Origin of the sequence: Curtobacterium sp. NPDC087082, assembly GCF_044745045.1 — a bacterium.
Lineage (GTDB): Bacteria > Actinomycetota > Actinomycetes > Actinomycetales > Microbacteriaceae > Curtobacterium.
On the sequence record NZ_JBIUZN010000002.1, the window covers coordinates 716102 to 733943 of the forward strand.

Here is a 17842-nt window from a genome sequence, read left to right on the forward strand (position 1 = left end):
CGACCTTGTCGCACGGCACGGCACCGCACCGCACCGCGCCCCGAGGGCACGCGCGACGACACCCCCGCGGCCAGATCGGCCACGGGGGTGTCGGACAGCGCGTGCGCGTCAGCTGGCGTCGAGCGGCAGGCCCTCCGGGTTGAGCTCGGACTGCTTCACGGCCTCGTTCGACAGGTTGTAGGCCGTGAGCCACTTGGCGTACGTGCCGTCGTCGATGAGCTCGTCGATGGCCTCCTGGACCGGCTTCGCGAGCCCGTCGCCCTTCTTCGTCGTCGCCGCGATGAGCCCCTGCAGGTCGGCGCCGGCACCCGAGTACGTGCCCGCGGTCGTCGTCGCCTTCGCCGTCCCCGCGTTCTGCTTGTTCTGGTAGGCGATCGTCGGGTTCGGGCCGAGGTAGCCGTCGACCTTGCCGGACTGCACGGCGAGGAGCTTCGCGTTCGCGTCCGGGTAGTACTTCACCGTGATGGTCTTGCCCTGCTTCGCGAGGTCGGCCTTCCACCCGAGCAGGATCTTCTCCTGGTTCGTGCCGGAGTCGGTGGCGATCGTCTTGCCGGCGAGCACGGACGGGTCTCCGTCGAACCGCAGGGAGCTGCCCTCCTTCACCTGCAGCGCGAGGTTGTCCTGGCGGTACGAGGCGAAGTCGTACTTCTCCTTGCGCTGCTCCGTCACGGTGATGTTCGACAGGCCGACGTCGACCGATCCGCCGTCGATGCCGACGAACAGGTTGTCCCACGTGGCGTTCTTCACCTGGGGCTCGAGGCCGAGCTTCGCCGCGACGAGACGGCCGAGGTCGGGCTCGGAACCGGTCAGCGTCTTCTGGTCGTAGCCGGTGAAGGCGAGGGGCGGGTACCCGGACGGCAGGGCCCCGATGCCGATGACGAGCTTGCCGGACTGCTTGACGTCGGCGGGGAGCTCGTCGTGGAGCTTCGAGTCCTCCTGCACGGAGACCTTCGTCTCGGTCGCGGCGCCGTTCGAGGCGGCGCCGATCGTGACGGTGCCGTCGTCCGAGCCGGTGCCGGCGCTGGCGTTCGCGGCGCAGCCGGCGAGGGCGACGACGACGCCGGCGGCGAGGACGAGGGCGCCGGCGCGGTGCCGCCAGCGGGAGGGGGTGATCGGGGACATGGTTCTCCAGGGGTCGGGTCGGGTCGGGTCGGATCGGGTGGGGAGTTCAGCGGACGCGGGACAGGAAGTCGCGCGTGCGGGGGTGCTGCGGGTCGTCGATGAGCTGCGCGGGCGGGCCCTGCTCGACGATGCGGCCGTGGTCGAGGAAGACGACGTGGTCGGCGACCTCGCGAGCGAAGGCGACCTCGTGCGTGACGATGACGAGCGTCGTGCCGGACTCGGCGAGGTCCGCGATCACGCCGAGCACCTCGCCGACCAGTTCCGGGTCGAGGGCCGAGGTCGGTTCGTCCAGCAGGACCACCGAGGGCTCGAGCGCCAGCGCCCGGGCGATCGCCACGCGCTGCTGCTGCCCGCCGGAGAGCTGGCGCGGGCGCGTTGCACCGCGGTCGCCGAGGCCGACGCGTTCGAGCAGCGTCTGGGCTCGGGCCCTCGCGGTGGCGGCGGGGACCCCGGAGGCGATCGGTCCCTCGGCCACGTTCTCGAGCGCGGTGAGGTGCGGGAACAGGTTGAAGTGCTGGAACACGAACCCGATCCGGGAGCGCTGCCGCAGGATCAGGCGCTCGGGCAGCTCCTTGTAGCGCGGGACCCCGTCGCGGCCGGTCCGCACCCGGACGCCGATGGTCTCGCCACCGACGGTGACGACACCGCGGTCGAGGGGTTCGAGGTGGTTGATCGCCCGCAGCAGCGTGGACTTGCCGGACCCGGACGGGCCGAGGATCACGGTGACGCTCCCGGACGGCAGCGACAGGTCGACGCCGTCGATGACGACGTTGTCGCCGAAGGCCTTCACGGCGCCGTGGATGCCGATGGTGGCGCTCATCAGATGGCCTTCCCGTCGTTCTTGCCGGACGCGACCACGCGGTCGGCGGCGACCACCTGTGCAGCGCGTGCCGACGAGGAGGGGCGATCCGCGCCTCCTGGGCCTCCCCGGCCGCGCCCGGAACCGCGGCGCACCGCCGACCGGAGCCGCTGGAACGGCGTCGGCGGGAGCGCGCGGACCGAGCCGCGCGCCGTCCATCGCTCGACGTAGTACTGGACGATCGACACCGCACTCGTGAGCGCGAGGTACCAGATCGTCGCCACGACGAGCAGCGGGATGATGTCCGTCGGGTAGGTGCTCGACAGGTTCTGCACCACGCCGAACAGGTCGAGGAGCGACACGTAGAACAGCAGCGAGGACGCCTTGAGCAGGCCGACGATCTGGTTCACGAAGGCCGGCACGATCGAGCGGAGCGCCTGCGGCAGGATGACCCGCACGAACTGGCGGCGGCGGGGGAGCCCGAGGGCCTGCGCGGCCTCGTGCTGGCCGTGGTCGACGGCGAGCACACCGGCGCGGACGATCTCCGACGCGTAGGCGATCTCGCTGAGGCTCAGCCCGATGACGCCGATCGCCAGGTCGCCGAGGACGTTCGCGGTCGGGACCTCGAACTGCGGTCCGAACGGGACGCCGATGCCGATGGTCGGGTACAGCGACCCGAGGTTGTAGAGGAAGACGAGCACCAGGATGAGCGGCACCGAACGGAACAGCCACACGTAGCCCCAGGCGAGCCCGGACAGCACCGGGTTGCGCGAGAGCCGGCCGATCGCCACGACGATGCCGCCGGCGAAGCTGATCACCGCGCTCAGTGCCGTCGCGACGAGGGTGAGCTGCAGGCCGGTCAGGATCGCCGGGCTGAACAGCCACTTGCCGACCGCCGGCCAGCCCCACTGCTCGTTGGTGAAGAGCGTCTCGACGAAGTTCAGGAGGACCACGAGGACGACCGCCGCGGCGATCCACCGCAGCGGGTGGCGCAGCGGGACGACGGGGCGGTCGAGCGCGGCGCGGCCGGCGGCGTCGATGGTCGCGTCGGTCGTGCTTCCGGCGGGGCTTCCGGTCGGACTGGAGGCGCGGTGTGCGTCCGCCACGCTCCTCGCGCCGTCGGGGCGGGTCACGGCATCCCGCTCCGTGTCGGTGGTCTGGGTCATGTCGCGACCGTAGGAGGTGCGCCGAGGCGCGACAACGCCGCGCGAAACACATCGGCACGGGAGGGAACCCGGCGTCACACGCGGGGATCGGATGACGCTCTGTGACGCGGGACGGCGGCTATCGTGACCCCCATGACCGCACACCGCGTGACCGCACCGGAGCCCCCGGCCGACGGCAGCAAGCCGAAGGGGCCGGCGTCGTACTTCCCGAGCATCGAGAAGACCTACGGGCGCCCGGTGCAGGAGTGGCTCGACCTCGTCGCGGACCGGCTGGACGGCCAGAAGCACATGGAGGTCGTCGCCTGGCTCAAGACCGAGCACGGCATGGGACACGGGCACGCGAACGCCCTCGTCGGCTACGTGCGGAACGCCCTCGCCGACTGATCCCCGTCGCCGTGGCGGTTGTCGGTGGTGCTGCCTAGCGTGGCAGTGTGGCCGGACCCGTCGACGCGTGGTGGCGCCGCCGACAGTGGTCGCGCGGCGTGGCGGTGCCGTACGCCGTGGGGGAGTTCCGTGCCGAGTGGTCCTCGTACCCGGTGCTCGTCCGGCAGTACCACCCGGAGTGGAACCACGGCGTCGTCCTCAGCCAGGTGCCACCAGCTGCCGAGGTCCTGCTGACGTGGGAGTGCGACGTCGGGCACGTGTTCGTCGCGACCCCGGGTGAGCAGCGCTCCCGTCCGGGTCGTGAACGACGCCGGTCGGTCTGGTGCCCCGAGTGCGCCGTCCAGGCCCAGCCGCAGCGCTGGCCCGTGCTGCCCTCCGACTGGCCGACCGCGGTGCCGGTGCCGCAGCGGGTCGTGCGGGTCACCGGTCGGCAGACCCTGCCCGCGGCTCCGGCTCGAGGAACACCGGCCGGTGCTGTGGCGTCGACGCGGTCCCGCCCTCGTCGCCCGGAACCCGGTGCACCCAGCCGGCCCCGGCCCCCGGCCGTCCCGCGGTCGATCTGCCCGAAGACGCCGCGGCTGCCCTCGGGTGAGTCGTTCACGAGCGTGTGCGCCCCGGCGACGGCCTCCGCGGTCGAGGCCGAGCTCCGTGCCGCCCTCGCCGAGCGGTTCGCCTTCACGTTCGACCACTCCGCGATCCGCCTCGATCGACCGTTCTTCGACCACGTCGAGGTCTGGCCGGACATCATCCTGCCGGAGCTCCGCGTCGCGATCGAGTACGACTCCACCGGACGCCACGGCCTCGAGCACGTCGGACCCCGGCAGGAGACGGACCGCCGGAAGGACCGTGCCGTGCGCGGTGTCGGGTGGGAGGTCGTCCGCATCCGGACCGGGCGGCTGCAGGCGCTGGGGCCGTACGACCTCGAGGTCTCCGGGATCTCCGGCCGGACGATCGCGCGCCTGGCCGACACGCTGCGCGAGGTCCGCGGCGCCCTCTTCGTCGACGCCTACGAGCGCTGACGCGCTGGCGGCCGGGCGTCGACGCCGCACAACCACAGTGCGCCGGAACCGCGGTTCCCCGCGGTTCGACGTGCTTTGCGTTGTGCGCAGCACCCGCCGGCCGCCGGCGGCGCCGTGTCGAACCATGGAAGCGACATGGAACCGGCCGCGATGGCTGGTGCGACGTCGCTTTCGTGGTTCGACGCGCGCGGGCGCCCGCTGGCGGCGTGCGCTCACCCGCCGCACAACCACAGTGCGCCCGAACCGCGGTTCCCCGCGGCTCGGCGTGCCTTGCGTTGTGCGCAGCACCCACCGCCCGCCGGCCGCGCCGCGTCGAACCACGGAAACGACGTCGAACCGCGTGCGACGGCTGGTGCGACGTCGCTTTCGTGCTTCGACGCGCGCGGGCGCCCGCTGACGGCGTGCGCTCGCCCGCCGCACAACCACAGTGCGCCGGAACCGCGGTTTCCCGCGGTTCGGCGTGCCTTGCGTTGTGCGCAGCACCCACCGCCCGCCGGCGGCGGCGCGTCGAACCACGGAAGCGACATGGAACCGCGTGCGACGGCTGGTGCGACGTCGCTTTCGTGGTTCGACGCGCGCGGGCGCCCGCTGACGGCGTGCGCTCGCCCGCCGCGCAACCGGAGTGCGCCGGAACCGCGGTTCCCCGCGGCTCGACGTGCCTTGCGTTGTGCGCAGCGGCCGCTGGCCGCCGGCGGCGCCGCGTCGAACCACGGAAACGACGTCGAACCGCGTGCGACGGCTGGTGCGACGTCGTTTTCGTGGTTCGACGCGCGCGGGCGCCCGCTGGCGGCGTGCGCTCACCCGCCGCGCAACCACAGTGCGCCGGAACCGCGGTTCCCCGCGGTTCGGCGTGCCTTGCGTTGTGCGCAGCTCCCGCCGGCCGCACCGCGCCACCGCCGCGCCTCACCCCCGCCGCGCCTCACCCGCGCAGCGCCAGCGCCTCGCTCCGCCACCGGGCGTGCAGCTCCCACGGGTCGCTCACGCCCGCGACGACGACCGCGACGTGCTCGAGCAACTCCGGCGTCACCCGGAACCACTCCGTGCCGGGGTACCGCGACCCGGCGAACTGCGCGTGCCGCCGCCGCTCGAGGGCCCGGTCGCCGCGCTCGAACCCGAGGAGGTCCTGGTGCGGGATCGCCGCGAGCCGCTGCCGCGGGTTCGCCGTCGTCCCGATCTTGACCCGGTCGCCGAAGTCGTCCCGCATCCGCAGGTAGTACACGACGTCGACGCGCGGGGGAGCGAGGTCCCCGTCCGGCACGTCGCCCCAGCGCCACTCGCACGCCGCACACACCGCACCCGACGGGAAGCGCACCCCGACCCGCGACCCGCACACCGGGCACGGGCCGGGCAGCACGTCCTCGACGCCGACGTGCTCGGCGGCGGCGTCGACCACGAGGGCGACGTGTCCGGCGCACAGCGGCACCGCGGGCACCGCCGACCCCGCGACCGCACCGGCGTCGCAACCGGGCGCGCAGCACGAGTGGGCGACCATGCCGGGAACGCTAGCCCGACCCACCGACGCCAGCCGCGCCTCCAGGCCCGAGCGCTACTCGGTGAAGATGACGCCGATCGGTTCGCGCTTCTCCTCCTGGAACCGGTCCTCGGCGCGCCCGAGCGCCCAGTACGCGGACAGCGACATCTCGGACTTCTCGAGTCCCCAGTCGTCCTGCAGCAGTCGGCGGATCGCCTTCATCGCGGTCCGCTCGCCGTGCGCGAACACCTGCACCGGCCTGGAGGCGCGCTCCAGCGAGCGAGCCGCCTCCAGCAGCAGCGTGCCCGGCTCGGCGCCGGTGGCGTCGCGGTGCAGCCACCGCAGGTCGACCCCGGCCGGGTGCGCGACGTCCTGCTCGTCGGCCGGACCCGCCACCTCGACGAGGGCGACGCCCGTGGCGGTGTCGGCCATGCCCTCGAGGGCGGCGGAGATCGCGGGGAGCGCACTGTCGTCGCCGAGCAGCACGTGGGTGACGGCGGGGTCGGTGGACGGGGTGAACCCGCCGCCGGGACCGGAGAGCGCGAGGAGGTCGCCGGGCTGCGCCGAGGCGGCCCAGGGACCCGCGAGGCCGTCATCGCCGTGCACGACGAAGTCGACGGCGATGGTCTTCGCCTCGTGGTCGACGGCGCGCACGGTGTAGGTACGGCGCGCCGGCCGGTCGTGCTTCGGGAGCGACTCGCGCAGCGACTCGAGGTCGTACGGCGGCGTGAGCCCGAGCGACGGCTTCGCGAGCAGGAGCTTGACGTACTTGTCCGTGGTGGCGAGCCGCTCCGGGTCCGCTGCCGCGACGAACTCGTCGAAGGCGGGACCGCCGAGGTGGACGCGGACCATGTGCGGCGAGAGACGCTCCGTGCGGTCGACGACGAAGACGTGCTGGGGGCGTTTGGGTTTCGAGCTCATCGGTGCGAGCTTCCTCTCTCGACTTCTGGGTGCGCTGTGCTTGACGTACCGCTCAGTAAGGTTAGCCTTACCTCCATGGACACCGTCATCCCGTTCTCCGAGCTGCTGCGCCGGCGCACGCGTCGCTCGCAGGGGTCGTCGGGTGGCGACGGGTTCATGCAGGACCTGCTCGCCGGGCGGTGCGACGTCGGCGAGTACGCGGCCCTGCTCGGACAGTACGCGTTCGTGTACGACGCCCTCGAGCGCGCGGCCGAGCGGATGGCGGACCACCCCGTGGCTGCCCCCTTTGTCACGTCGCAGTTGACGCGGATGCCGGCGATCCGGGCGGACCTCGAGTACCTCATCGGTCCGGACTGGTCCGAGCTCGTGTGCCCGCTGCCCGAGACCACCGCGTACGTCCGACGACTGAACGAGGTCGCGGCGACGTGGCCGGGCGGGTTCGTCGCCCACCACTACACGCGGTCCCTCGGCGACCTGTCCGGGGGGCGGCTCATCGGGCGGCTGCTCGCGGAGCAGTTCGGCTTCGAGACGAACGGCGTCCTGTTCTACATCTTCGACCAGGTCGCCGACCCGAGCGCGTTCGAGCAGACCTACCGGGCGCAGCTCGACGCGGCTCCGTGGTCGGCCGAGGAACGCGAACGGGTGATCGCCGAGGTCGAGCTGGCGCACCGGCTCGACAGCGGGCTGCTCGCGGGGCTCGACGCGACACGGGGGCCGGTGCTCGGACGCCCCGGGGCGTGGTCCGACGACGACGGGCCGCACGGCGCGGGCGACGACGTGGCCGTGATCGCGTGACCGAGCCGAGTTGACCCGAGCGGCCACGCGCCGCCCACCAGACCCGCCGGGATCGCGGAGCGCGTCGCTTCGCAGGGGTGCTTCCGCCACGCGCCGCGATCCCGGCGCTCCCTCGCCGGCGCCGCGCGTGCCGCGGGCGCTTGGTGAGCAGAAACTGTCGGGTGCGGGCAGCCCAGGCGACCATTTCTGTTCACGAAGCGCGCCCGCCGCCCGCCCCCGCGCCCCCGCCCCCGCCTCAGTGCCGCATGCGGCGCGCGAGCTTCTGGATCGGGCCCGTCTTCGGCGCGCGCTCCGCGGGTTCGACGACCTCCTGCTGGTAGAAGTCCGCGAGGTCCGCCATCAACGCCCGACGCTCCGCCCGCGCGTACGCCCGACGCTCCCGCGTGAAGGCGATCACCGTCGACCAGCACATCAGCACCATCACGACGCTGAACGGGAGCGCCGTCGTGATCGCCGCGGTCTTCAGCGCGTCCAGCCCGCCCGCGAGCAGGAGCGCCACCGCGACGAGGGCCGTGACCCCGGCGAAGAACACCCGGATCCAGTTCTTCGGCTCGATCTGCCCGCCGGTCGCGATCATGCCCATCACGAGCGCACCCGAGTCCGCCGAGGTCACGAAGAACACCCCGATCAGGATGATCGCCCCGATCACGAGCACCGATCCGGCGGGCATCCCGCCGAGCAGCTGGAACAGGACCTGCTCGACGGACACGCTGCCGTCCGCCCCGACGAGGTCGCCGGTGCCGTGCAGCTGGTCGTACAGCGCGGTGCCGCCCATGATCGCGAACCAGAGGAAGGTCAGCAGCGTCGGGACGAACAGCACGCCGAGCACGAACTGCCGGACGGTCCGTCCGCGGGAGATCCGCGCGATGAAGATGCCGACGAACGGCGCCCACGACATCCACCAGCCCCAGTAGAACGTCGTCCACGCGCCCTGCCACTCCTGCCCTGCCTGACCCGCGAAGGCGCTCGTGTCGAACGCCAGACCGACGAAGCCCTGCACGTACTGCCCGATCGACTGCACGAACTCGCCGAGCAGGAACTGCGTCTGCCCGACGAACAGGACGAAGACGAGCAGCACGGCCGCCAGCACGAGGTTGATGTTCGACAGGATCTTCATGCCCTTGCCCACACCGCTCAGCAGCGACCCGACGGCGATCAGCGTGACGACGACGATCAACCCGATCTGCAGGCCCCGGGTGTTCTCCGCCACCCCGGTGTACTCGAGCCCCGACCCGATCTGCAGCACGCCGAGCCCGAGCGACGTCGCGACGCCGAACAGCGTGCCGATCAGCGCGAGGACGTCGATGAGGTTGCCCCACCCGCCCACCACGCGCTTGCCCAGCAGCGGCTCGAGCGCCCAGCGGATCGACACCGGTCGCGACCGCCGGTGGATCGCGTACGCCAGGGCGAGCCCGACCACGACGTAGATCGCCCACGCGTGCAGGCCCCAGTGCAGGAACGTCTGCGTGAGTGCCTGCTGTGCGAGGGCGTCGTCGTCGCCCGTCACCCCGGGCCGTGGTGAGGCGAAGTGACTGAGCGGCTCGGCGACGCCGTAGAACACGAGCCCGATGCCCATGCCCGCGGCGAACAGCAGCGAGAGCCACGAGAGCGTCGAGAACTCGGGCGCCTCGTCGTCCTGGCCGAGCACGATGTCGCCGAACCGGCTGAACCCGATCCAGATCGCGAAGACGACGAACGCGGCCGCGGCGATCACGTAGTACCAGCCGAAGTCCCGCACGATCCACCCCTGGACGGCCGAGAAGACGTCCTCGGTGGCACGCGGCGCGGCGAGGGCGACGGCGACGAACGCGAGCACGATCCCCGCGGCCGGCCAGAAGACCCAGCGCTCGACGGGCGGCTTCCGGACCGCAGTGTCGGCCGGCGGGCCAGGAGGCGCGGATCCCGTCCCCACGTCGTCCTGCGTCCGCCCCGTGGCGGGTTCGCGGTCTGCCGGCTCGGCCGTCTCGTCCATGGCGTCCCTCCACCCACGGATGCTGAGCATCCCTGGCCGTATTCTACGAACGCTCGCCGTGGTCCGTCCGGGTGCGATGGGAACGGGCGAGGCCGCGTACCCGCCCGCCGCGGTCCGTCCGGACGGTTGTCGTCACCGGTCCCGACGGGCCGATACGCTGCTGGGATACCGGGACGACCTTCCCGGCCGAGACCCGGAGAGGACCACATGACGATCGACGGTCAGACGCGCCACGGACGCGCGCGGGACGACGTCAGTGGCGCGGTCGACAGCGACCTGCGCTCCGACGTGCGGTACCTCGGCAAGCTGCTCGGACGCGTCCTGCGGGAGACCGGCGGCGAGGACCTCCTGCACGACGTGGAGAGCCTCCGTGCCGCGGTCATCGACGCGTACGAGGGCGGCGAGGCCGAGGGCGCCGCGCGTGCCGAGTCCATCGTCGCGGATCTGTCCGCCGAGCGGGCCGAAGCCGTGGCCCAGGCGTTCACCACGTACTTCCACCTCACGAACCTCGCCGAGGAGCACCACCGCGTCCGCGTGCTCCGGCACCGCGGTGACGACGGCGGACTCGCGGGGGACTCCTTCCCGGCGACGTACGCCTCGCTCGTCGAGCAGGTCGGCGACGAGGCCGCTGCGGCCCGGCTGCGCGAACTCCGGTTCCACCCGGTCCTCACGGCGCACCCGACCGAGGCCCGCCGACGCGCGGTGACCACGGCCGTGCGGCGCATCACCGACCTCATCGACGAGCGCGACCGGACGACGAACGCCACGGCCCTCGCCGAGAACGAGCGCCGGCTGCTCGAGGAGATCACGACCCTCCTGCGCACCTCGCCGCTCCGCACGACCCGCCCGACCCCGCTCGACGAGGTCCGCACGGCGATGAGCGTGTTCGACCAGACGCTGTTCGAGATCGTCCCGCAGGTCTACCGCCTGCTCGACGACCGGCTGCTCGGTGACGACGCCGGCCGCGTGCCGGTCACCGCACCGGCGTTCGTGCGCTTCGGCACCTGGATCGGCGGCGACCGCGACGGCAACCCGCACGTCACGGCGGACGTCACCCGCCAGGCGGCGGAGATCGCGGCCGAGCACATCCTGCTCGGGCTCTCCCGTGCCGCCACCCGCATCGGCAGCACCCTGACGCTCGACGCGAGCGAGACCCCGGCGGACGCCGGTCTCACCGCGCTCGTCGCCGCGCAGGAGTCCCTCGATGCCGGGATCGCCGAGCGCATCGGGGTCCGTGCACCGAACGAGACGCACCGTCGGGCGCTCCTGTTCGTCGCCGCCCGCATCGACGCCACGCGCCGGGGCGAGGCCGAGCTCGCCTACCCCGGGCCGGACGCGCTCCTGGCCGACCTCCGCACCATCCAGACGTCGCTCGTCGCCGCCGGGGCCACCCGTCCCGCGAACGGCGAGCTGCAGAACCTCGTCTGGCAGGTCGAGACCTTCGGGTTCCACCTCGCCGAGCTCGAGGTCCGGCAGCACTCGCAGGTGCACCGGAACGCCCTCGCCGAGATCCGCGCCGGTGGGGAGCTGAGCGAGACCACGGAAGAGGTCCTCGCCGTGTTCCGCACGATCGCCGCGCTGCAGGCCCGCTACGGCGTCCGCGCCGCCAGCCGCTACATCGTGTCGTTCACGCAGTCGGCAGCCGACCTCGCGAACGTCCACGAGCTCGCGGTCGCCGCACTCGGGTCGCCCGAGGCCGCCCCGGTGCTCGACGTCATCCCGCTGTTCGAGACCTTCGCGGACCTGCACGCCAGTGTCGACATCCTCGACGAGGCCGTCCGTACCGAGCCGTTCCAGCGTCGCCTCGCAGCGACCGGTCGTCGCCTCGAGGTCATGCTCGGCTATTCCGACTCCTCCAAGGACGTCGGTCCGGTGTCGGCGAACCTCGCGCTCTACGACGCACAGGCCCGGATCGCCGACTGGGCGAAGCAGCACGACGTCGAGCTCACGCTGTTCCACGGCCGCGGCGGCTCGCTCGGCCGCGGTGGTGGCCCGGCGAACGAGGCCGTCCTGGCGCAGCCCCGCGGTTCCATCGACGGACGCCTCAAGCTCACCGAGCAGGGCGAGGTCATCTTCGCCCAGTACGGCGACAAGGACATCGCCGCGCGGCACCTCGAGCAGATGGCCTCGGCCACGCTGTTCGCGTCCTCGCCGTCGAACGAGGACCGCACGGCCGTCGCCGCCACGCGCTTCGCCGACCTCGCGCAGCAGCTCGACGACGTCTCGCGCGAGGCGTTCTACGGCCTCGTGAAGGCGGACGGCTTCGCGCCGTGGTTCGCGCGCGTGACCCCGATGGAGGAGATCGGTCTGCTCCCGCTCGGCTCCCGTCCGGCCCGCCGTGGTCTGAGCGTCGAGTCGCTCGAGGACCTCCGGGCGATCCCGTGGGTGTTCTCGTGGACGCAGGCGCGCATCAACCTCGCCGGGTGGTACGGCCTCGGTTCCGCGCTCGAGGCCGTCGGCGACGTGGAGCTCCTCCGCACCGCGTACGCCGAGTGGCCCCTCTTCGGCGCGATGATCAAGAACGTCGAGATGTCGCTCGCGAAGACCGACGAGCACATCGCCCGCCGGTACCTCGAGCTCGCGGACCGCGACGACCTCGCCGCGAAGGTCCTCGACGAGATGCTCCGCACGCGCGAGTGGGTGCTGCGCGTCTCGGGCGGGAGCGACGTCCTCGAGGACCGTCCCGTCCTCGCACGCGCCGTCCGGCTCCGCAGCCCGTACGTCGACGCGCTCTCGCACCTGCAGCTCCGGGCGCTCCGCGCGATCCGCACCTCGGGCAGCACGGACCCGACGGACGGTGACCACCGGCTGCTCCTCCTGACCGTGAACGGCATCGCGGCCGGCCTGCAGAACACGGGCTGATCCGCGCGGACCGGCCGTCGGCTGTCGACGCGACCGTCTCGGGCCCAGGAGGCGGGGGGGGGGGGGGGGGGGCGCCCGCCCCGCCGGGGGGGGGGGGGGGCGCGCGCCCCCCCCCCCCGGCGGGGCGGGGGGGGGGGGGGGGGGGGGGGGGCGGCGGGGGGGGGGGGGGGGGCCCCCCGGGGGGCCGCGGGGGGGGGGGCCCGGGGGGGGGGCCCCCCCCCGGGGGGGGCCCCCCCGGGGGGGGGGGGGGGGGCCCCCCCCCCCCCCCCCGCCTCCTGGACGTGGTCGCGTCACGACCAACGCAAAAAGGCCCCCTACCGGAGTAGGGGGCCTTTCACCGTGGCTGGACACGGCATCGATCCGTGGACCTTTCGATTTTCAGTCGAACGCTCTACCAACTGAGCTATCCAGCCGTGGCGACCCTGACGGGACTTGAACCCGCGACCTCCGCCGTGACAGGGCGGCACGCTAACCAACTGCGCTACAGGGCCATGTTGAATTACTGTCTTGCTTTGGTTTCGCTCTGCTTGCTTGCTCACTCTGCGAGGAGTGACCCCAACGGGATTCGAACCCGTGCTGCCGCCGTGAAAGGGCGGTGTCCTAGGCCACTAAACGATAGGGCCGCAAGCGGTGCTTCGCGCTACCGATGGACAAGCATACGGATGCCTCCCGGGATTCACAAATCGAGCCGCTCCACCGCGGAATCCCCGGCGTGTCGCGGTGTCGCCGCCCGGGCGCAGGGCTTCACTCACCCTGGGGCACCAGGCCCCGATTCGTGCTGTCGATGTTCCGATGCGACCATCGTCGTCGGTCCCGTGCCCCTCGTGCGAGGGGGTGTGCGGGTGCGACACCTGTTGTTACTGTTGCGCTTGTTAACAGTGTTACGTGCGTGAGCCTTGCCGCGCTGTTACGAAATCGAGATGTATGTCGACCTCACCATCGCTCTCACTCCGCCCCCGTCCCCGCCGCCGCTTCCTCGCCGCCGCGGTCGCCGTCGCGCTCACCGCCGGCACCCTCGCGGCCCTCGCCCCGGTGACCTCGGCCAGTGCGGCGTCGTACCCGAGCTGGTCGGACGTCGAGAAGGCCAAGGCGTCGAAGTCGGCCCAGCAGGCGAAGGTGACCCAGATCAAGGGGCTCATCGCCGACCTCACGGCGAAGGCCTCCGCGGCGCAGAAGTCCGCCGAGGCCGCCGGCACGGCCTACCAGACCGCGCAGACGAAGTACGACGACGCGACGCTGACCCAGAAGAAGCTGCAGTCCCAGGCGGACGACGCCGAGAAGACCGCGACCGCGTCCGAGGCGCAGGCCGGTCAGCTCGCGGCGCAGCTCGGGCGGGCGAGCGCGAACGACGTGACGACCGACATCCTCACGCACCCCACGAAGTCGGGTGACCTGCTGTACGAGCTCGGTGCGATGTCCAAGCTCAGCGAGCAGGCCGACGGCATCTACGCGCAGGCGTCGCAGGACCGCGGCGTGGCCCAGGGCCTCGCCGACAAGGCGGACCGCGCCAAGGAGGCCCTCGGCGACCTCGCCGACCAGGCACAGCAGAAGATGCAGGCCGCACAGACCGCCGCCGACCAGGCGCAGTCCTCCGTGGACGCCCAGGCGGACAACAAGGAGCGACTCGAGGCGCAGCTCACCCTGCTCACCACGAGCGAGCAGAACGTCGAGGCGCGCTACAACAAGGGCGTCCAGGTGGAGAAGGCCCGGCTGGCCCGCATCGCGGCAGCGGCAGCGAAGGCCGCGGCGACGAGCCAGGGCGGGACCGGCGGCGGTTCGCCGAACTCGTCCGGCTGGGTCCGCCCGACCGGCGGGTACCAGACGAGCCCGTTCGGCTACCGACTCGACCCGTACACGAAGAACTACGCCCTGCACGCCGGCGTCGACCTCGCTCCCGCCTGCTACGCCCCGATCTACGCGGCGGCGTCCGGCACGGTGACCTTCGCGGCGAACGGCGGCGGCTACGGCAACGAGGTCGTGCTCGACAACGGCGGCGGCATCTCGACCGCGTACGGGCACATCGTCGACGGCGGCACGCTCGTGTCGGTCGGCCAGCACGTCACCGCCGGGCAGCAGATCGCCAAGGTCGGTTCGACCGGGTGGTCGACGGGTTGCCACCTCCACTTCGAGACCCGGGTGAACGGTTCCGCCGTCGACCCGGTCCCCTTCATGGCAGCGCGGGGGATCTCGGTATGACCGTGTGCGCGCCCGAAAGGCCCTGAACGCCGTGAAGCACTCCGCTCGCACCCTGTCCTGTGGGATCGCGGTGGTGGCCGTCCTCGGGATCGGTCTCTCCGTCGTGGTCGCCGGCCCGGCCCAGGCGGCACCGTCCGCCCCGAGCTGGGACGACGTGCGAGCGGCGAAGGCGGACACCGCCGAGGCCCAGTCCACCGTCGACGAGCTGAGCGCCCGGCTGCAGACCCTGCAGGACGCTGCCGACAGCGCACAGGTCGCCGAGCTCCAGGCCGGTCAGACGTACGCCCTCGCGTCGTCGCAGCAGCAGGACGCGCAGGCCACCCTGGACGACCTCACCGCGCAGTCGAAGCGGGCGGAGCGGACGGCGGACGCCTCCGCGCAGCAGGTCGCCGGCCTCGTGGTCGAGCTGTCGCGCACCGGCGGCGGGGACCTGTCCGCGGCGATGCTCATCGACTCGCGGGACTCGAAGGACCTGCTCTACCGGGTCGGCACGATGTCGCACCTGTCCGAGCGGTCCGCGACCGTCCTCGCCCAGGCCCAGGCGGACCAGAACACCGTCGACGCGATCGCCGCGCAGCAGTCCGCCGCGACGAAGGCCCTCGCGAAGGCGACGGACACGACGAAGGCCGCCCTCGCCGAGGCGAACGACACCGCGGCGTCGGCGCAGGCACGCGTGCAGCGGGAGCAGGACCAGCAGGACGAGGTGCTGCAGCAGCTCGCGTACCTCAAGGGCACGAGCGTCGCCACCGAGGCCGCCTACTGGACCGCGCAGCAGGCGAAGCGGGCGGAGGCGCAGCTCGCGTCGACCACCGGTGGCTCCGGGGCGACCGCGGCCGCAGGCACCGGCACCGGCTCGGGTGGGGGTGCCGCGAGCAGTACGCCGAGCACGGGCGGCGGCACGAGCACCCAGCCGAGCACCGGCGGCGGCACCACCGGCGGCACCAAGCCCAGCACCCCGACCACACCGTCGAAGCCCAGCACCCCGACCACACCGTCGAAGCCGAGCACCCCGACCACTCCGACCACCCCGTCGAAGCCGAGCACGCCCACCACCCCGACGACCCCGACCGCACCGAGCACCCCCTCGAAGGCAGCCGGCGCGATCGCCTACGCCCGAGCACAGATCGGCGACGCGTACCAGTTCGGCGGTGCGGGCCCGAACACGTGGGACTGCTCCGGCCTCGTGATGATGGCCTACAGCTCGCAAGGTATCGCCACCGGTGGCCACAACGTCGTCTGGCAGTACAACTACTTCAAGTCGATCGGGCGCCTCGTGCCGATGTCGCAGCGGCAGCCCGGCGACATCCTCTTCTACTCGTACAACGGCACCGTCAACGAGGCGTACCACGACTCGATCTACACCGGCAACGGCATGATGGTCGAGGCGGCGAACCCGCAGCGCGGCGTGCTCGAGCGGGCGATCTGGACCCCGGGCCAGCTGCTGCCCTACGTCGCACGGCCGAGCGGTTCGCTCTAGCCGCACGCAGAGACGACGAGTGCGCACGAGGGATCGTGCGCACTCGTCGTCAGGCGGTGCAGTCCCGGTCGAGCCGGAACGGGACCGGGAGCGTCAGTGACCGGCGGGCACGTACGCGGCCTGGCCGGCCGTGACGATCGCCTCGGCCTCGGCGGCGTCGCCCCAGCCCTCGGCCTTGACCCACTTGTTCGGCTCGAGGTCCTTGTAGCGCTCGAAGAAGTGCGCGATCTCGGCCTTCGTCTGCTCGTCGACGTCCGAGATGTCCTGGATGTGCGCCCAGCGCGGGTCCTTCGCGGGGACCACGAGGACCTTCGCGTCGTTGCCGGCCTCGTCGCTCATCTTGAAGACGCCGACCGGGCGGACCTTGACGCCCACACCGGGGAACGTCGGGTACTCGAGGAGCAGCAGCGCGTCCACGGGGTCACCGTCGTCGGCAAGGGTCTTCTCGAAGAACCCGTAGTCGGTCGGGTACACGAACGAGGTGAACAGCACGCGGTCGAGGTACACGCGACCGGTCTCGTGGTCCACCTCGTACTTGTTGCGGCTGCCCTTGGGGATCTCGACGACGACGTCGTACGCGGCCATGTTGCGCTCCTGGTCTCTTTGCGGGAAGAAAGCGCGGCTAACGTTACCGGGTGAACACTCCGCGTCCCCGGCTCGACCCTGCGGTCGCCGACACCCGTCGCGCGGTGCGCTCCTTGCTCGCGCAGGCGCTCGACGAGGGCACGGTGCGCCCCGGAGACCTCGTGCTCGTCGCGCTGAGCGGCGGACCGGACTCGCTCGCGCTCGCCGCGGCCACCGCGTTCGAGGCGCCCAAGCAGGACCTGCGAGCAGGGGCGGTGGTCGTCGACCACGCACTCCAGGCGGGGTCCGAGGCGGTGGCGAGCCGCGCCTCCAGGCAGGCGTCCGAGCTGGGACTCGCACCGGTGACCGTCCGTCGTGTCGCCGTCGGTTCCACGGGCGGTCCCGAAGCGGCGGCTCGGGAGGCGCGGCACGCGTCGATCGCGCTCGTCGCGTCCGACGTCGGGTCACCCCTCGTGCTGTTCGGACACACGCTGGACGACCAGGCCGAGTCCGTGCTGCTCGGCCTCGCCCGCGGGAGCGGGCCGGACTCGCTGTCCGGCATGGCGCCGTTGACGCGGCGCCAGGCGGGGCCGGCCTACGGGCGGCCGCTCCTCGGCGTCCGTCGACACACGACGCGGCAGGCGTGCGCCGCCGCCGGACTCGCCCCGTGGGACGACCCGCAGAACGCGGACCCCGCCTTCGCGCGCGTCCGCGTCCGGAACGTGCTCCTGCCCACGCTCGAACGCGAGCTCGGTGCCGGCGTGCCCGAGGCCCTCGCCCGCACCGCCGACCAGCTCCGCGAGGACTCGGCCGCGCTCGACCACTTCGCCGAGGAGATGGCCGAGGACCTCGCCGAGCACTCCGAGGCCGGCATCTCGCTGTCTGTGCGGGAGCTCGCGGCCAACCCGCCGGCCCTCCGGCAGCGGCTCGTGCGGCTGGCGGTGGAGAGCGAGTTCGGCGTGACGCTGTCCCGCGTGCAGACGCTCGAGGTGTGCCGACTCGTCACCGACTGGAGCGGGCAGGGGCCGATCGACCTGCCGGGCGTGCAGGCGTCGCGATCGGGCGACCGTCTGGCCTTCACCGCCGGTTAGGCT

14 protein-coding genes and 3 tRNA genes are annotated in these 17842 nt (G+C 72.6%); 7 read left to right on the forward strand and 10 right to left on the reverse strand.

What is annotated here, in order from left to right:
* Positions 1-108 precede the first annotated feature (108 nt).
* Genes ACIPEP_RS08870 through ACIPEP_RS08880 form a run of 3 tightly spaced genes read right to left on the reverse strand, consistent with a single transcriptional unit; the run spans position 109 to position 3087 of the window.
* Positions 109-1122, reverse strand: a complete 1014-nt coding sequence (locus ACIPEP_RS08870) for a transporter substrate-binding domain-containing protein (protein ID WP_402717047.1) — start codon at positions 1120-1122, stop codon at positions 109-111.
* 46 nt (positions 1123-1168) lie between these two features.
* Positions 1169-1942, reverse strand: a complete 774-nt coding sequence (locus ACIPEP_RS08875; RefSeq protein ID WP_402717048.1) for an amino acid ABC transporter ATP-binding protein — start codon at positions 1940-1942, stop codon at positions 1169-1171.
* Positions 1942-3087 (reverse strand): amino acid ABC transporter permease, encoded by a 1146-nt coding sequence (locus tag ACIPEP_RS08880; protein WP_402717049.1) that lies wholly within the window; start codon positions 3085-3087, stop codon positions 1942-1944. Before ACIPEP_RS08880 ends, ACIPEP_RS08875 begins: the two co-directional genes overlap by 1 nt.
* A gap of 132 nt (positions 3088-3219) precedes the next feature.
* Between ACIPEP_RS08880 and ACIPEP_RS08885 the strand changes: the two genes are divergently transcribed.
* Both ACIPEP_RS08885 and ACIPEP_RS08890 read left to right on the forward strand, forming a co-directional pair.
* Complete coding sequence (locus ACIPEP_RS08885) at positions 3220-3471, forward strand: DUF4287 domain-containing protein (protein WP_071295979.1); 252 nt, start codon at positions 3220-3222, stop codon at positions 3469-3471.
* A gap of 47 nt (positions 3472-3518) precedes the next feature.
* Positions 3519-4490: a hypothetical protein gene (locus ACIPEP_RS08890; protein ID WP_402717050.1), complete on the forward strand. Its 972-nt coding sequence runs from the start codon at positions 3519-3521 to the stop codon at positions 4488-4490.
* A gap of 919 nt (positions 4491-5409) precedes the next feature.
* Here ACIPEP_RS08890 and ACIPEP_RS08895 read toward each other — a convergent pair.
* Together ACIPEP_RS08895 and ACIPEP_RS08900 are read right to left on the reverse strand one after the other, a co-directional pair.
* Complete coding sequence (locus ACIPEP_RS08895; protein ID WP_402717051.1) at positions 5410-5982, reverse strand: GIY-YIG nuclease family protein; 573 nt, start codon at positions 5980-5982, stop codon at positions 5410-5412.
* 54 nt (positions 5983-6036) lie between these two features.
* Complete coding sequence (locus ACIPEP_RS08900) at positions 6037-6882, reverse strand: siderophore-interacting protein (RefSeq protein WP_402717052.1); 846 nt, start codon at positions 6880-6882, stop codon at positions 6037-6039.
* Positions 6883-6957: 75 nt separating this feature from the next.
* On the opposite strand from ACIPEP_RS08900, the gene ACIPEP_RS08905 reads away from it, so the two are divergent.
* Positions 6958-7677, forward strand: a complete 720-nt coding sequence (locus ACIPEP_RS08905; RefSeq protein WP_083413739.1) for a heme oxygenase (biliverdin-producing) — start codon at positions 6958-6960, stop codon at positions 7675-7677.
* A gap of 235 nt (positions 7678-7912) precedes the next feature.
* Here the strand turns inward: ACIPEP_RS08905 and ACIPEP_RS08910 are convergent, their stop codons facing one another.
* Positions 7913-9679 (reverse strand): BCCT family transporter, encoded by a 1767-nt coding sequence (locus ACIPEP_RS08910; protein ID WP_402717053.1) that lies wholly within the window; start codon positions 9677-9679, stop codon positions 7913-7915.
* Between the two features lie 177 nt (positions 9680-9856).
* On the opposite strand from ACIPEP_RS08910, the gene ACIPEP_RS08915 reads away from it, so the two are divergent.
* A complete protein-coding gene (locus tag ACIPEP_RS08915; protein WP_402717054.1) occupies positions 9857-12511 on the forward strand; it encodes a phosphoenolpyruvate carboxylase in 2655 nt (884 codons plus the stop codon).
* Positions 12512-12851: 340 nt separating this feature from the next.
* On the opposite strand, the gene ACIPEP_RS08920 is transcribed toward ACIPEP_RS08915, so the two are convergent.
* From ACIPEP_RS08920 to ACIPEP_RS08930, 3 genes are all read right to left on the reverse strand, one after another.
* A tRNA-Phe gene (locus ACIPEP_RS08920) sits at positions 12852-12924 on the reverse strand.
* A 1-nt stretch (position 12925) separates the two neighbouring features.
* Positions 12926-13002: transfer RNA gene (locus ACIPEP_RS08925), tRNA-Asp, on the reverse strand.
* Between the two features lie 59 nt (positions 13003-13061).
* Positions 13062-13134: transfer RNA gene (locus tag ACIPEP_RS08930), tRNA-Glu, on the reverse strand.
* A 301-nt stretch (positions 13135-13435) separates the two neighbouring features.
* On the opposite strand from ACIPEP_RS08930, the gene ACIPEP_RS08935 reads away from it, so the two are divergent.
* On the forward strand, positions 13436-14707 hold the full coding sequence (locus tag ACIPEP_RS08935; RefSeq protein ID WP_402717055.1) for a M23 family metallopeptidase: 1272 nt from the start codon (positions 13436-13438) through the stop codon (positions 14705-14707).
* Between the two features lie 73 nt (positions 14708-14780).
* Complete coding sequence (locus tag ACIPEP_RS08940) at positions 14781-16184, forward strand: NlpC/P60 family protein (protein ID WP_402717056.1); 1404 nt, start codon at positions 14781-14783, stop codon at positions 16182-16184.
* Between the two features lie 93 nt (positions 16185-16277).
* On the opposite strand, the gene ACIPEP_RS08945 is transcribed toward ACIPEP_RS08940, so the two are convergent.
* Positions 16278-16769 (reverse strand): inorganic diphosphatase, encoded by a 492-nt coding sequence (locus ACIPEP_RS08945; protein ID WP_070417329.1) that lies wholly within the window; start codon positions 16767-16769, stop codon positions 16278-16280.
* A gap of 50 nt (positions 16770-16819) precedes the next feature.
* On the opposite strand from ACIPEP_RS08945, the gene tilS reads away from it, so the two are divergent.
* Positions 16820-17839, forward strand: a complete 1020-nt coding sequence (gene tilS, locus ACIPEP_RS08950) for a tRNA lysidine(34) synthetase TilS (RefSeq protein ID WP_402717057.1) — start codon at positions 16820-16822, stop codon at positions 17837-17839.
* The last annotated feature ends 3 nt before the right edge of the window (positions 17840-17842 follow it).

Coding starts and splice junctions, on each gene's coding strand:
- ACIPEP_RS08915 (WP_402717054.1), top strand. CDS start 9,857: ATGACGATCGACGGTCAGACGCGCCACGGACGCGCGCGGGACGACGTC.
- ACIPEP_RS08910 (WP_402717053.1), bottom strand. CDS start 9,679: ATGCTCAGCATCCGTGGGTGGAGGGACGCCATGGACGAGACGGCCGAG.
- ACIPEP_RS08905 (WP_083413739.1), top strand. CDS start 6,958: ATGGACACCGTCATCCCGTTCTCCGAGCTGCTGCGCCGGCGCACGCGT.
- ACIPEP_RS08945 (WP_070417329.1), bottom strand. CDS start 16,769: ATGGCCGCGTACGACGTCGTCGTCGAGATCCCCAAGGGCAGCCGCAAC.
- ACIPEP_RS08900 (WP_402717052.1), bottom strand. CDS start 6,882: ATGAGCTCGAAACCCAAACGCCCCCAGCACGTCTTCGTCGTCGACCGC.
- ACIPEP_RS08870 (WP_402717047.1), bottom strand. CDS start 1,122: ATGTCCCCGATCACCCCCTCCCGCTGGCGGCACCGCGCCGGCGCCCTC.
- ACIPEP_RS08885 (WP_071295979.1), top strand. CDS start 3,220: ATGACCGCACACCGCGTGACCGCACCGGAGCCCCCGGCCGACGGCAGC.
- ACIPEP_RS08935 (WP_402717055.1), top strand. CDS start 13,436: ATGTCGACCTCACCATCGCTCTCACTCCGCCCCCGTCCCCGCCGCCGC.
- ACIPEP_RS08875 (WP_402717048.1), bottom strand. CDS start 1,942: ATGAGCGCCACCATCGGCATCCACGGCGCCGTGAAGGCCTTCGGCGAC.
- ACIPEP_RS08895 (WP_402717051.1), bottom strand. CDS start 5,982: ATGGTCGCCCACTCGTGCTGCGCGCCCGGTTGCGACGCCGGTGCGGTC.
- ACIPEP_RS08880 (WP_402717049.1), bottom strand. CDS start 3,087: ATGACCCAGACCACCGACACGGAGCGGGATGCCGTGACCCGCCCCGAC.